Genomic DNA, 12,771 nt, shown 5'->3' with positions numbered 1-12,771 from the left:
TATTTGGAAACAATTTAAACGCGCTAGAAAAAATGGGCGTGGATATTAAAGAGACTTTAGAAAATTTATGGGGGGTTGGAGTGGAGTTTTTCAATGAAAAGGTGGTGAAATTTAAAGGGAATGATAAAGAAGTAGAGATTTTAAAAGCCTTAAAAGAAGCGCTCATTTGGTAAGGAAAAGCAAATCTTTACGACACTAAAAGCGATAATTTTCGTGTTATAATCAGTTGGATACATTTGATAGCAATTGCGTGTTTGAAAGGTGGTTATGGAGTCAGTCAAACAAAATTTTATTGAAAAACTTAAGGTTTTTGCAACAGAATTAACTGACCATGTTACAACTCAACTGGGAGATTGGAAAATTAAAGGATTTATTGATACAGATAAAAATATTTATACAATTCCATCAGATACTAAAATTATTTCAAAAATTCTTGAAATCCAGCTTTTCCCTAGGTTTAAAACATTTGCTAATGAAAATGGGTATGAAATTATTATTGCTGAAAAACAAAATTGGTATCCCGATCTATCTTTTGTGTGCGAGAAAAATCCAAACATAAAGTTTGCTGTAGACATAAAAACAACTTATCGCTTAGATGATTGCTTGGGTTTTTGTAATGGTTTTACATTGGGTTCGCATGGTGAATATTTTAGGAATCGCACTAGCACAAAAAATATCCAATTCTCTTATTCTCATTATTTGGCTCATATTTGTTTGGGTATTTTATACACACGATCTGCCTCTAGCGGTATAGACGAAACAGAAATTTTACAATTAGAAAAGTTGGATAATATTACTTCTGTTATCAAAGATTTTACATTTTTTGCTGAATAGAAATGGAAAATCGCAGCGATAAAGGCGGGAGTGGTAATACGGCTAATATTGGTAGCATTCAATATATTGATGATATTTTGCAAGGGAATGTCGTGTTTAAAAATCTTGGCGAACAAATTTTTGATGAATATTGGATCAATCAAGGCGTGTTAATGATACCTGATTTAAAAAATCAAGGTAGTTTTAAGAAATTGACAAAATTAGCTGATTTCCTTGAGTTTAAGGGAATTGATATTCAAAAAATCAATCCTGTAAAAAATAGGAGCAAATCTTAATGATGAAAACACTGATCCCACCCATAAAATCCCAAGGCATTAAGACGAAATTAGTAGATTGGATTAAAGGGATTTCAAAAAAGGTTGCATTTGAGCGTTGGGTTGAGCCGTTTATGGGGACAGGCGTTGTGGCTTTTAATATCCAACCTAAAAGAGCGTTATTATGCGATAGCAATCCGCATTTAATCCGTTTCTATCAAGCCATTCAAGATGAAAAGATCACCCCAAAGATTGTGAGGGAATTTCTCAACGAAGAAGGTTTGAAATTATTGCAAAGCAATGGAGAATATTACTATGAAGTGAGGGAACGATTCAATAAAGATTGTGATCCTCTTGATTTTCTATTCTTAAATTGCGCGTGTTTTAATGGCATGATACGCTTCAATCAAAAAGGGAAATTCAATGTGCCGTTTTGTAAAAAACCGCAGCGTTTTGCCCAAAGCTTGGTTACTAAGATTGTCAATCAAGTAGAAAATACAGCAAAAATGATTAAAAGCAATCATTATGAATTCAAGTGTCAAGATTTCCAACAAACTATTTTAGAAACGAACAAAAGCGATTTGATTTATGCTGATCCCCCTTATATTGGAAGAAATGCAGATTATTTTGATTGCTGGAATGAAGAAAATGAAGTTGCATTGCAACAAGTGTTGTCAAAATCCAGGTGCAATTTCATTCTTTCTACATGGTTTAGCAATAAATATCGTAAAAATGATTATATTCTTTCTATTTGGAAAAGTTACCCTATCGTAACTAAAGAGCATTTTTATCATGTTGGAGCTAAAGAAAATAATCGCAACATGATTTATGAAGCATTATTATCCAATATACAGATGAGCGATACAGATTTAAGTAGGGGCATTAAAGACGCATTGACGCACAGATTAGAGATTAGCGCTCTATAACATGCATGCTAAACTTCTAATAAGGTAATCATCGTTATAATCTTTCTCATGTTTTTTAAGGAGCGTTATAATGAAAACGAACGAAGTGCAATTTTATTTGGAACAGACCTAATTGCATAATTACAACCTCTATTTACACCCCTTATCTAGTTAGCCACCCTAAAAGCAAGGATGGAAAACGGCGTTAGAATAATAGATGGCGTTGTTTGGACTGCTTCACACTTCTTCTATGAAGTAATCTTTATCAATATCATCAGGAGTGTTCTCTTTTAATAAATGTGGGGCGTGTTCTTTGATGCTTGCTATCACGGCACTAGGTTTTATCGTATTCACATCTCGTTGTTCCCAAATTTTCTTTGATTCTCTAAGATTTGCAAATTCAATGGGATAAATCATATGATGGGTAGCGCAAAGCGTTTTAGGATAAGGGTGAAAGGTTGCATAAGAACTGCCATTGCTTAAAATAAAGATGTAAGGCACTTTAAGAGCCGCTGCAAAATGAGCGATACTGGATTCATTCCCTAATGCAAATTCAGCGCCCTTAATGATATAGGCGTATTCCAATAAGCTAGTTTTCCCTACTAACGATATGGCATTTTTATGAGCTTTTACCAATTTAGCAGCTTCTTTTGCTTCTGTGGGCGTCGTCCCGCAAATCACTAGCTGAATGTCTTCATTCAAATAACGCACAATCCTATTAAAATACCTATAACACCTAAAAAAATCGCTTGATCCCAAATTCAACACGCCATAGCGAGAACTCAAACCATTGAGTAAATTTTGCGAACTTTCTTTAAGAACTGAAGATGGTGGCAATTCCATGCCAAAAGATACAGGAGCTAAATCCACTCCTTTAAAAGTTTTGAAAAAAGCAGAAAATAAGTCTTGATGGAATTCAAATAAGAATTTGCTCACCTTAGGGATATTGAAAAGATGGGTGTAAAAATGACTGATTTTCCCATCGCTAACATAGACATAATGATGGCCCCTATCCACAAAAGGTTCATGCCTTACGCTAACCTTAAAAGAAGCGTCTAAGTGTTTCATCACTATATCATCTCTTAAAATGTCACCCCAAGGCAAAATGGGGCTAATGGCAATCTCATAATGCGTTTTTTTAAGCATCAACAATTCATTGTAGCGCTTGATGAAAAATTTGAGCAAATAACGCAGAAATCTAAAGGCATGTTGCCTGCTGTGAATGTATCCATTATATTGATTCCAAATGGAATGATCTAAGAAAATAAATTCATCAATATAAGGGCTATCGGCAACCACACTCAAATCTTTGATGATTGAATTGCCAATAAAAACAATTTTATAATCTTTGTAATACTCTTTGAAGGGGGCAAAAAAATTGCGCGTTAAAATATAATCCCCCACCACATCTAGTCTCACAATACACAAGGCTTTTTCTGTGGCGTTTTGGCGTTTAATGGGAGCGATAGAAAGCAGCTTGTCAATCAGGCGTTGCGTCATTTCAAAGAGCCTAAGAGGCCAATCAGAAGTCTTTCGGTTAAAATAAGCGTATAACAGCACAATAGGTAATAGTAGTATGCAAATATATATATATATATATATATATATAGTAGTTTCAAAATATTCATAAAATCCTCAAACCTAAAAATTTATCTTTTAGTATAACATGTTCTTTGTCCGTCTATATCGGGAACGCTTCAGGCCCTTTGCATGTGAACGCTTTGTTTGACAACCAATCTATCGGGTTTTATCCTAACGAACTCAGCGCCTCTATTGCCAGATGGCGGCCTTTCAATGAGCGTTTTTTAGGCATCACCCCGCCTAATGGCTCAAACAATATGGGTTTGATTGACATTGAAAAAGAGGGTGAAACCATCCTTGAATTTATCGCACCAAATCTTTCTTGCCACACGCAAGAAAGATAACGGCAACAAGCGCCACACAAACAACCTTAACAATACTCAAAAGTTTAATCTGATTAAAGTGGTTTTTCGCATTCCTAATTAAAATTTCTAATTTCCTCATAAATTGATCCTTGAAAAATCCAATTTGAGTTTAAGTTAGATTAGCCCTTGCAAGCTCTATAAGGCTATTAATTTATTTTCTATTTATTTATTTCTTGTAAAATGCAAGCTTATTTTTAGCGTAAAGAAATTGATGATCAATCTCATAGAAAAAGCCCCTTACATTCCCTATCCCCTAGCTCTTTATGAAAAATTAGAGCAACCACACACCTTGCTTTTTGAAAGTGCTGAGATTGAGAGCAAAGCGCACACCAAATCCCTTTTAATGGCTAAAGCCTGTTTGAAGCTCATTTGCAACCACAATATCGTAACTATCACTAGCCTAACACCTAATGGTGGGGCGTTTTTGCAAAAACTGAGCGCGTTTTTAAAAACGCCTATACAAGACAATGCCCTAATTTTAACCTACACCAAAAGTAAAAAAACGCAAGATGAGTTTTTAAAACTCTTTGAGCCTAGCCCTTTTGACGCTTTAAGGGGGCTTTTTAAAAGCGTTAAAACAAAACCCAAACACCCCTTTACGCTTTTAAGCGCGGGCGTTTTTTCTTTTGAAATGCTCAATTTTTTTGAAGACTTGCCTCACTTAAAAGCACAAGACAACACTGCGCATGACTTTATATTTTATGTCGCACAAAATTTGATCATCATAGACCATAAAGAAAAAAGCGCTGAAATTTTGGGGGCGTGTTTTGATGAACGCTTTAAAACAGAGATAGCCCAAGAATTACAAGACTTAAAAGAGTTGGCTAAAAGCATCAAAAGCGACTTTATCCCTAAAAAATCCAAGCAAAGCACAGAAGTTAGCGTTAGTTGTGATGATAGCGAGTTTGAAAAAAAGGTGCTATCCTTACAAGAAGAAATCAAAAAAGGCGAGATTTTTCAAGCGGTGTTGTCGCGCAGCTTTTATATGGAGTGCTTGGAGGGTTTGAGCGCGTATTATCATTTAAAACTAACTAACCCTAGCCCCTATATGTTTTATATTAAAGACAGCGATTTTATTCTTTTTGGGGCAAGCCCTGAGAGCGCCTTAAAATACAATGCCTTAACCAATACGGCTGAAATTTATCCCATTGCTGGCACTCGTTTAAGGGGTAAGGACAAACAAGGGAACATTGATTACGATTTGGATAGTAAAATGGAATTTGATTTGCAACACGACTATAAAGAAAGGGCTGAACACATCATGCTAGTGGATTTAGCCAGAAACGACATGGCCAGAGTTTCAAAAAAGCGCTATTGCGATAAGCTTTTAAAAGTGGATAAATATTCCAATGTCATGCATTTAGTTTCAAGGGTTGTGGGGGAATTGAAAAAAGGGTGCGATAGTTTGCATGCTTACAGGAGTTTTATGAACGCCGGCACGCTCAGCGGAGCGCCTAAAATCTCTGCGATCAAGCTCATTTACCAATTAGAAAAGCAAAGGAGAGGCTCTTATGGGGGGAGCGTGGGGTATTTAAACAGCGAGAGTTCTATGGATTCTTGCATCACCATCCGTTCGTGTTTTGTCAAAAACAATAGGGCCGTGATCCAAGCAGGAGCTGGTATTGTGTTAGACAGCGTGCCGCAAAACGAAGCGAATGAAACAAGAGCCAAAGCGCAAGCCCTTATTGATGCGATCAGGAAAACAAGCTTATGAAAATCTTTTTTATAGATAATTTTGATTCTTTCTCTTATAATTTGGTGTATGAATTAGAGTGTTTGGGTTATGAAGTGGCCGTTTATCAAAACGATATTGATCCGAGTTATCTTATGGGTTTAATGAATGAAGAATCAAAAACCCCTTTATTGTTCATCTCACCCGGGCCTGGTAGCCCTAATAGTTCAGGCAATCTTTTAAAAATCATTGAAATGGCTAAAAAGAAATTCCCTATTTTAGGGGTTTGTTTAGGCTTACAGGCTTTAGCGCAAAGCTATGGGGCTAAAATCATAAGGAGCAAAGAAATCGTGCATGGCAAAGCGACGACTATCGCGCTCAAAAAGCATGCCGTTTTTAAAGGTTTAGGGGAAAGCATGGTGGTGGGGCGTTACCATTCTTTAATGGCAAGCGGATTGCCTAAAAATTTAGAAGTGATCGCTGAGCATGACAATATCCCTATGGCTATTGTCAATGAAGAAGATAAAATTTTAGCCTATCAATTCCACCCTGAAAGCATCATGACTTTACAAGGGAGGGCGTTGTTAGAGCAAAGCGTGGGATTTTTAGAAGGGTTATTATGAAAGAGATTTTAAACGCTCTATACCATCAAAAAGACTTGAACGATGAAGAGGTCAAAAAGTTATTCACCCTCATTATCCACGAAAAAGTAAGCCCAGCGCAACTTGGGGCCATTTTATGCGCTTTAAAAATCAAGGGCGAGAGCTTTAAGGAAATTAGCGTTGCTGCAGCCACGCTTTTAGAGCATGCCCCTAAGCCTTTTAACAGCGGCTTGGATTTAATAGACAATTGCGGCACAGGGGGCGATGGGCTAAAAACGATCAACATCAGCACGATTGCTGCGCTCATTGCCAGCTCCATGGGATTACCTATGGCTAAACACGGATCAAGGAGCGTGTCCAGCCATAGCGGGAGCGCGGATTTGTTGGAAAATTTAGGCGTGAATATTGAAATGAACCCCACGCAGTTAGAAAATTGTTTCAAACAAACGCATTTTGGGTTTTTATTCGCGCCTTTATACCATCAAAGTTTTAAAAAATCCGCCCCTTTAAGAAAAGAGCTTTTCACTAAAACGATTTTTAATTGCTTAGGGCCTTTAATCAACCCCTTAAGGCCAAAAATCCAGCTTTTAGGCGTGTATGACAAATCTTTGTGCAAGACTATGGCGCTAGCGTTAAAGGCTTTGGGCGTTAAAAGGGCGATGGTGGTTAATGGAGGGGGGACAGATGAAATCGTGTTGCATGATATTACGCATGCGTGTGAATTGAAAAATAATGAAATTTTAGAGTATGACTTGAGCGCTAAAGATTTTGATTTACCCCCCTATGATTTGAAAGAATTACAGATTAAAAACGCACAAGAAAGCGTTCAAGCGTGCTTAGATATTTTAGAAAATAAAGGCAAAGATTCGCACACAATGGTGGTTGTGTCGAATGTGGCGAGTTTGTTGTATTTAAGCCATAGGGCTAAAGATTTAAAAGAGGGCGTGGGCATGACTTTAGAGCATTTAAAAACCAAAGCGCCTTATGCGCATTTGCAAAAAATCATAAGGTTAAGCCATGCCTAGCGTGTTAGAAAACATCCTTAAAGACAAGATCTTAGAAATCGCTACACTCAAAAAAAATCATGCTTTACCGGTAAACATAACCCCAAGCGATAGGGATTTTAAAAAAGCGTTACTAGAAAAAAAAACCAACTTTATTTTAGAATGCAAAAAAGCATCGCCCTCTAAAGGTTTGATCAGAAAAGATTTTGATCTGTTAAAAATAGCCAAGACTTATGAAAAATTTGCCTCTTGCATTTCAGTTTTAGCCGATTCTAAATATTTTTTAGGCTCTTATGAAAACATTAAGATTGTTTCGCAACATTCCAATAAGCCTGTTTTATGCAAAGATTTTATCATTGGTGCTTTTCAAATCAAACTCGCTAGAATGATGGGGGCTAATGCGGTGCTTTTAATGTTAAGCGTATTAGATGATAAAAATTATTTAGAGCTTTTTAACCTCGCTAAATCCTTAAACATGAGCGTGCTGACCGAAGTTTCCAATAAGCAAGAAATCAAACGCTTGCTCAAACTCCAATACGACATTATAGGTATTAATAACAGGGATTTGCACACCCTAACAACCGACATCAACAACACGCTCAAATTACGCCCCCTTTTGCCTAAAGACGCGCTCATTATCAGTGAGTCCGGTATTTATTCGCATGCGCAAATCAAAGCCCTAGCCCCTTATGTGAATGGCTTTTTAGTGGGCAGCTCTTTAATGAAAGAAAAGGATTTGAAAAAAGCGTGCACTAAATTGATTTTAGGCGAAAATAAAGTGTGCGGGCTTACAAGGATTAAAGACGCTAAAGCCGTTTATAAAAACCATTTTATTTATGGGGGTTTGATTTTTGAAAAATCTTCGCCCAGATACATCAAGCCTAAAAAAGCCCTAAAAATCACAAAAGCGGTTAAAAAATTGGATTTTGTGGGCGTGTTTGTGAAAGATAGCATTAAAAAAATTCAAAAAATCGCTAAAAAGCTTGATTTAAAAGCGGTGCAGCTTTATGGCTATTCGCAAAAAGAAATCGCTCAATTAAAAAAATCGCTCCCTAAAACTTGCGCGATTTGGCAAGTAATAAGCGTGATGAGCGCTAAAGATTTAGTGCCTAAAATTCAAGAAGCCTCTCTGATTTTATACGACACTAAGGGGGATAAAATGGGAGGCAATGGCGTGAGTTTTGATTGGGGTATTTTAGAAAATGTCAAAACGCCTTTCATGTTAGCTGGTGGGCTTAATTTGGATAATATTCAAAAAGCCTTGAAAGTTAAAGCGTTGGGATTGGATTTCAATTCCGGTTTAGAAATAAGCCCTGGGATTAAAAATAAGGATAAAATCAAGCGGTTAGCCCGCATTTTAAGAGAGTATTAAAATGAATCAAAAAGCGTATTTTGGGGAGTTTGGAGGGAGTTTTGTTTCGGAGTTGTTAGTGCCTGCATTAAGAGAATTAGAACAGGCGTTTGATGCGTGTTTGAAAGATGAAAAATTCCAAAAAGAGTATTTTCGTCTTTTAAAAGATTTTGTGGGCCGTCCCAGCCCTTTAACCTTGTGTCAAAATATCGTTTCTAACCCTAAAGTCAAGCTTTATTTAAAACGAGAGGATTTAATCCATGGCGGGGCGCATAAGACTAATCAGGCCTTAGGGCAAGCCCTTTTAGCGAAAAAAATGGGTAAAACAAGGATTATTGCTGAAACGGGTGCTGGGCAGCATGGCGTTGCAACGGCTATCGCTTGCGCGTTATTGAACTTAAAATGCGTGATTTTTATGGGATCTAAAGATATCAAGCGCCAGGAAATGAATGTTTTTAGAATGCGCTTATTGGGCGCTGAAGTGAGAGAAGTCAATTCAGGGAGCGCGACGCTTAAAGACGCCGTGAATGAGGCCTTGAGAGATTGGGCGAGCAGTTACAAGAACACGCACTATTTGCTAGGCACAGCCGCCGGGCCGCACCCTTACCCCACAATGGTTAAAACCTTTCAAAAAATGATAGGCGATGAGGTTAAAAGCCAAATTTTAGAAAAAGAAAACCGCTTGCCTGATTATGTGATCGCATGCGTTGGAGGGGGGTCTAACGCTATAGGGATATTCAGCGCGTTTTTAAACGATAAAGAGGTCAAACTCATAGGCGTAGAGCCAGCCGGTTTAGGGCTAGAGACTAACAAGCATGGGGCGACTTTGAATAAAGGGCGTGTGGGGATTTTGCATGGGAATAAAACCTATCTTTTACAAGATGATGAAGGCCAGATTGCAGAAAGCCATAGCATTAGCGCCGGGCTTGATTATCCAGGGGTGGGGCCAGAACACAGCTATTTAAAAGAGATTGGGCGCGCGGTTTATGAAAGCGCAAGCGATGCTGAAGCGCTAGAAGCTTTCAGTTTGCTATGCCAAAAAGAAGGCATTATCCCAGCACTAGAAAGCTCGCACGCCTTAGCGTATGCCTTAAAACTCGCTCAAAAATGTGCACAAGAAAGCATTATTGTAGTGAATTTAAGCGGTCGGGGGGATAAGGATTTAAACACCGTTTATAACGCTTTAAAAGGAGATTTAAAATGAGGTATCAAAACATGTTTGAAACCTTAAAAAAACAAGACAAAATGGCGTTTATCCCGTTTGTAACCTTGGGTGATCCCAATTATGAATGGAGTTTTGAAATCATTAAAACCCTAATTATTAGCGGGGTGAGCGCTTTAGAATTGGGCTTTGCTTTTTCCGATCCAGTAGCGGATGGCGTTACCATACAAGCGAGCCATTTAAGGGCGTTAAAACACGCTAGCATGGCTAAAAATTTCCAGCTTTTAAAAAAGATTAGAGGTTACAACCACAATATTCCCATAGGGCTTTTAGCGTATGCGAATCTCATTTTTTCTTACGGCGTTGATGGCTTTTACGCTCAAATCAAAGAATGCGGCGTGGATAGCGTTTTAATAGCGGACATGCCCCTAATAGAAAAAGAATTAGTCATCAAATCCGCTCAAAAACACCAAATCAAGCAGATCTTTATCGCCAGCCCTAATGCGAGCAGTAAAGATTTAGAACAAGTTGCTATGCATTCGCAAGGCTATATCTACACTTTAGCCAGGAGTGGGGTTACAGGGGCGAGCCATACTTTAAAAAATGACGCAAGCACTATTATTAAAACCTTAAAAACCTTTAGCTCTACCCCAGCTCTACTGGGCTTTGGCATTTCTCAAAAAGAACACATCACAAACGCTAAAGAAATGGGCGCTGATGGCGTGATTTGCGGCTCAGCGTTAGTCAAAATCATAGAAGAAAATTTAAACAATGAAAACGCCATGCTAGAAAAAATTAAAGGGTTTATAGGAGGAATGATTTTTTAAGGCTTTTTGGCTTTGTTGCGTCAAAAAATTAAAGATCACAGATTAACAATCATCAAGCTTTATTATATGCGCGTTATGGCGTTAGCGTAGGAAATACTGCCATAAGCCTAACAACAAGAGATAGCCTTGTAGTGTGGTTGATAGCGGCTAAAATCGCAGGTATTTTGATAATAAAAAAGCTAATTTTGATATATTAAGCCATAAACTCTTTATAATACTTTTAAAAAGAACTATTGGTTGCTTAGTCCTTTTAATCTTCGGGTTCTATGTCTATTGTGTCATCATGTTCAATTTTAGGTTTATTTTTTTGTGGTAAATAACCATTGTTGTAACAAATTTCTAGAATTTCTCTTTCAACTTGAAATCCTTTTTCCATGAGTTTCTTTTCTTCTTCAAGAGATTTTCGTTCTCTTTTAAAAGATTCTCGTTCTTTCTTCCTTGATTCTTCTTCTATTTCAGCCTGGATTTCCTTTTCTGCAAGTTGTTTTTTTCTTATATCATTCAGCTTATCTACCTTTTGTGTTATGAGAGCTTTCATGCTTGCCGTTTGAAGATCTCCATGGTTTTTTTTCATTTCGTGAGTGAGATGAGAAGCGTTTTTGTTGTTATTTTTGTTGCTATCCATTAAAATCCTTTACGATTAATTTAAAACTTTTCATTATAATAGGCTTAGGCTTAGGCTTAAATAGCGTTCAATTTTTGGATAACTAGGGGGCTTACTCACAAATCTTTTTAGAAAGACATGGCTGTTAGCTTTAAGTTATTTTGATCTTTTTTAAAACTTAAAGCGTTTATTAAGCCAAATAAGGCTTAATTGGTATTGACTGGTTTAGAGCCTTATTTTTCTAGCAAATTGAGCAACGCCCTTTTATATTCTAACGCCGTTATTTCATCCTTGCCTTCAAAGCGGCTGACTAAATAGGGGGTGGTGTTGCTTGCGCGAATAAGCCCAAAACCATGTTCAAAAACCACTCTCACGCCATCAATGCTGATGATTTCTTTGATTTTAGGGAAATGACTTGGCGGGTTTTTAAGCGCTTTTTGCATGTTATGAATGATTTCAAATTTTTCTTCTTCGCTCACGGCGATTTTTTCTTCAGGCGTGGTGTAGGAATAAGGGAGGTTTTTAATGGTGTTTTCCAAATCGCTTGGACTTTGTTCGAGCAATAACTCTAAAGCCCTTAAGCATGCATAAAGAGCGTCATCATAGCCAAAATAGCGCTCTTTAAAAAAGATATGCCCGCTCATTTCAGCCGCAAAATGCGCATTGGTTTCTTTGAGTTTGATTTTTAAATTGCTATGCCCGGTTTTATACATGAGCGTCTTGCCAAAAGTATTAATCGTGTTATACATCACTTGAGAGCATTTGACTTCGCCGATCACAAAGGGGGTGATGCCTTGAGCATGCAAGCGTTTAGCGAATAAAATCGCTAATTCATCGCCCGCATAAATATGATGAGAGCTTAGCATCGCAATCCTATCCGCATCGCCATCAAAAGCAAAGCCTATAGAAATAGCGTTTTCTTGCATGTGTTTTTCTAAATCTTGTAAGTTTTTCGCTTCGCTGGGGTCTGGGTGGTGGTTAGGGAAATTCCCATCAGGATCGCTATAAAGGCTGCTAAAATCAATGTTCAAAGCCTTTAAAATAGGTTCTAATCCTAACGCCCCCACGCCATTACCAAAATCCAATGCGATTTTGTATTTAAGGTTTTTCAAATGCTGAAAATCCTTGATCAAATAGCGCTGATACGCTTCTAGGGCATTGGCTTTCTCTGGTGTTTCTTTTAGGGGTTTTATTTCATGCTTGGCGTTTAAAAGCGTGTCTTTTAAAGCTTGAATGTCCTTGCCATAAAACGGGTTTTGGTTGAGCGTGATTTTAAAGCCGTTGTATTCTTTGGGGTTGTGAGATCCAGTAATCATGATAGAATTAGGGCATTTAATGCCATTGATTTCATTAAAGGCTGCAAAATACGCTACCGGTGTGGGGATTAGCCCTAAATCATACACTTTCAAGCCGCTTGATTGCAGCCCCGCGCTCAAAGCTTCAAACAAAAAGCGCCCATGCGTTCTCGCATCATGCCCTACAAACACGCTTTTATCGCATTCTCGCATGATTTTCCCCAACTCCACGCCAATACTAAAAGCGCTCTTCTCATCTAAAGTGGTGGGGTAAATGCCTCTAATATCGTATTCTCTAAAAATGCTAATGTCCAT

12 protein-coding genes and 2 pseudogenes are annotated in these 12,771 nt (G+C 37.7%); 11 read left to right on the top strand and 3 right to left on the bottom strand.

Annotated elements, in window-relative coordinates:
- Positions 1-11 precede the first annotated feature (11 nt).
- The 4 genes and pseudogenes from AYS37_RS08345 to AYS37_RS06495 form a co-directional block, all read left to right on the top strand.
- Positions 12-173: pseudogene (locus tag AYS37_RS08345) on the top strand (site-specific DNA-methyltransferase); the annotation flags it as partial.
- A gap of 94 nt (positions 174-267) precedes the next feature.
- Positions 268-834: a type II restriction endonuclease gene (locus AYS37_RS06500; protein WP_001874747.1), complete on the top strand. Its 567-nt coding sequence runs from the start codon at positions 268-270 to the stop codon at positions 832-834.
- A gap of 2 nt (positions 835-836) precedes the next feature.
- Entirely contained in the window at positions 837-1,109 is a 273-nt protein-coding gene (locus AYS37_RS08900) for a type II restriction endonuclease (RefSeq protein WP_001874746.1), read from the top strand.
- Positions 1,109-2,014, top strand: coding sequence for a DNA adenine methylase (locus tag AYS37_RS06495; protein ID WP_000978429.1), 906 nt, complete (start codon positions 1,109-1,111; stop codon positions 2,012-2,014). The genes AYS37_RS08900 and AYS37_RS06495 overlap by 1 nt, the downstream gene beginning before the upstream one ends.
- Before the next feature lie 216 nt (positions 2,015-2,230).
- Here AYS37_RS06495 and AYS37_RS06490 read toward each other — a convergent pair whose 3' ends face one another.
- Positions 2,231-3,493: a glycosyltransferase family 9 protein gene (locus AYS37_RS06490; RefSeq protein WP_000194124.1), complete on the bottom strand. Its 1,263-nt coding sequence runs from the start codon at positions 3,491-3,493 to the stop codon at positions 2,231-2,233.
- Between the two features lie 161 nt (positions 3,494-3,654).
- Between AYS37_RS06490 and AYS37_RS06485 the strand changes: the two are divergent.
- The 7 genes and pseudogenes from AYS37_RS06485 to trpA all read left to right on the top strand — a co-directional run.
- A pseudogene (locus tag AYS37_RS06485) lies at positions 3,655-3,918 on the top strand (glycosyltransferase family 9 protein); the annotation flags it as partial.
- A gap of 232 nt (positions 3,919-4,150) precedes the next feature.
- The gene (trpE, locus tag AYS37_RS06480) at positions 4,151-5,653 is read left to right on the top strand and encodes an anthranilate synthase component I (protein ID WP_000609072.1); all 1,503 of its coding nucleotides are present in this window, start codon (positions 4,151-4,153) and stop codon (positions 5,651-5,653) included.
- Positions 5,650-6,234, top strand: a complete 585-nt coding sequence (locus tag AYS37_RS06475; RefSeq protein ID WP_000688257.1) for an aminodeoxychorismate/anthranilate synthase component II — start codon at positions 5,650-5,652, stop codon at positions 6,232-6,234. Before trpE ends, AYS37_RS06475 begins: the two co-directional genes overlap by 4 nt.
- On the top strand, positions 6,231-7,238 hold the full coding sequence (gene trpD, locus AYS37_RS06470) for an anthranilate phosphoribosyltransferase (RefSeq protein ID WP_000658911.1): 1,008 nt from the start codon (positions 6,231-6,233) through the stop codon (positions 7,236-7,238). The genes AYS37_RS06475 and trpD overlap by 4 nt, the downstream gene beginning before the upstream one ends.
- Positions 7,231-8,589: a bifunctional indole-3-glycerol-phosphate synthase TrpC/phosphoribosylanthranilate isomerase TrpF gene (gene trpCF, locus AYS37_RS06465; RefSeq protein ID WP_001141378.1), complete on the top strand. Its 1,359-nt coding sequence runs from the start codon at positions 7,231-7,233 to the stop codon at positions 8,587-8,589. Before trpD ends, trpCF begins: the two co-directional genes overlap by 8 nt.
- A gap of 1 nt (position 8,590) precedes the next feature.
- Positions 8,591-9,772 carry a tryptophan synthase subunit beta gene (trpB, locus tag AYS37_RS06460; protein ID WP_001072035.1) on the top strand — a complete coding sequence of 394 codons (1,182 nt, stop codon included), beginning with the start codon at positions 8,591-8,593 and terminating at the stop codon, positions 9,770-9,772.
- Positions 9,769-10,557, top strand: coding sequence for a tryptophan synthase subunit alpha (trpA, locus tag AYS37_RS06455; protein WP_001270382.1), 789 nt, complete (start codon positions 9,769-9,771; stop codon positions 10,555-10,557). The genes trpB and trpA overlap by 4 nt, the downstream gene beginning before the upstream one ends.
- Before the next feature lie 250 nt (positions 10,558-10,807).
- Here the strand turns inward: trpA and AYS37_RS06450 are convergent, their stop codons facing one another.
- Together AYS37_RS06450 and AYS37_RS06445 are read right to left on the bottom strand one after the other, a co-directional pair.
- On the bottom strand, positions 10,808-11,182 hold the full coding sequence (locus AYS37_RS06450) for a hypothetical protein (RefSeq protein WP_000377994.1): 375 nt from the start codon (positions 11,180-11,182) through the stop codon (positions 10,808-10,810).
- 212 nt (positions 11,183-11,394) lie between these two features.
- Entirely contained in the window at positions 11,395-12,771 is a 1,377-nt protein-coding gene (locus AYS37_RS06445) for a phosphomannomutase/phosphoglucomutase (RefSeq protein ID WP_000355129.1), read from the bottom strand.

Source organism: Helicobacter pylori NQ4053 (assembly GCF_000274605.1).
Lineage (GTDB): Bacteria > Campylobacterota > Campylobacteria > Campylobacterales > Helicobacteraceae > Helicobacter > Helicobacter pylori_CV.
The sequence above is the reverse complement of the archived record's forward strand: the minus strand, read 5'-3'. Positions and strand labels throughout refer to the sequence as shown.

Bases quoted from the DNA above. Each gene is read 5' to 3' on its own strand.
- AYS37_RS06500 (WP_001874747.1), top strand. From the start codon at position 268: ATGGAGTCAGTCAAACAAAATTTTATTGAAAAACTTAAGGTTTTTGCA.
- AYS37_RS08900 (WP_001874746.1), top strand. From the start codon at position 837: ATGGAAAATCGCAGCGATAAAGGCGGGAGTGGTAATACGGCTAATATT.
- AYS37_RS06495 (WP_000978429.1), top strand. From the start codon at position 1,109: ATGATGAAAACACTGATCCCACCCATAAAATCCCAAGGCATTAAGACG.
- AYS37_RS06490 (WP_000194124.1), bottom strand. From the start codon at position 3,493: ATGACGCAACGCCTGATTGACAAGCTGCTTTCTATCGCTCCCATTAAA.
- trpE (WP_000609072.1), top strand. From the start codon at position 4,151: ATGATCAATCTCATAGAAAAAGCCCCTTACATTCCCTATCCCCTAGCT.
- AYS37_RS06475 (WP_000688257.1), top strand. From the start codon at position 5,650: ATGAAAATCTTTTTTATAGATAATTTTGATTCTTTCTCTTATAATTTG.
- trpD (WP_000658911.1), top strand. From the start codon at position 6,231: ATGAAAGAGATTTTAAACGCTCTATACCATCAAAAAGACTTGAACGAT.
- trpCF (WP_001141378.1), top strand. From the start codon at position 7,231: ATGCCTAGCGTGTTAGAAAACATCCTTAAAGACAAGATCTTAGAAATC.
- trpB (WP_001072035.1), top strand. From the start codon at position 8,591: ATGAATCAAAAAGCGTATTTTGGGGAGTTTGGAGGGAGTTTTGTTTCG.
- trpA (WP_001270382.1), top strand. From the start codon at position 9,769: ATGAGGTATCAAAACATGTTTGAAACCTTAAAAAAACAAGACAAAATG.
- AYS37_RS06450 (WP_000377994.1), bottom strand. From the start codon at position 11,182: ATGGATAGCAACAAAAATAACAACAAAAACGCTTCTCATCTCACTCAC.
- AYS37_RS06445 (WP_000355129.1), bottom strand. From the start codon at position 12,771: ATGGACATTAGCATTTTTAGAGAATACGATATTAGAGGCATTTACCCC.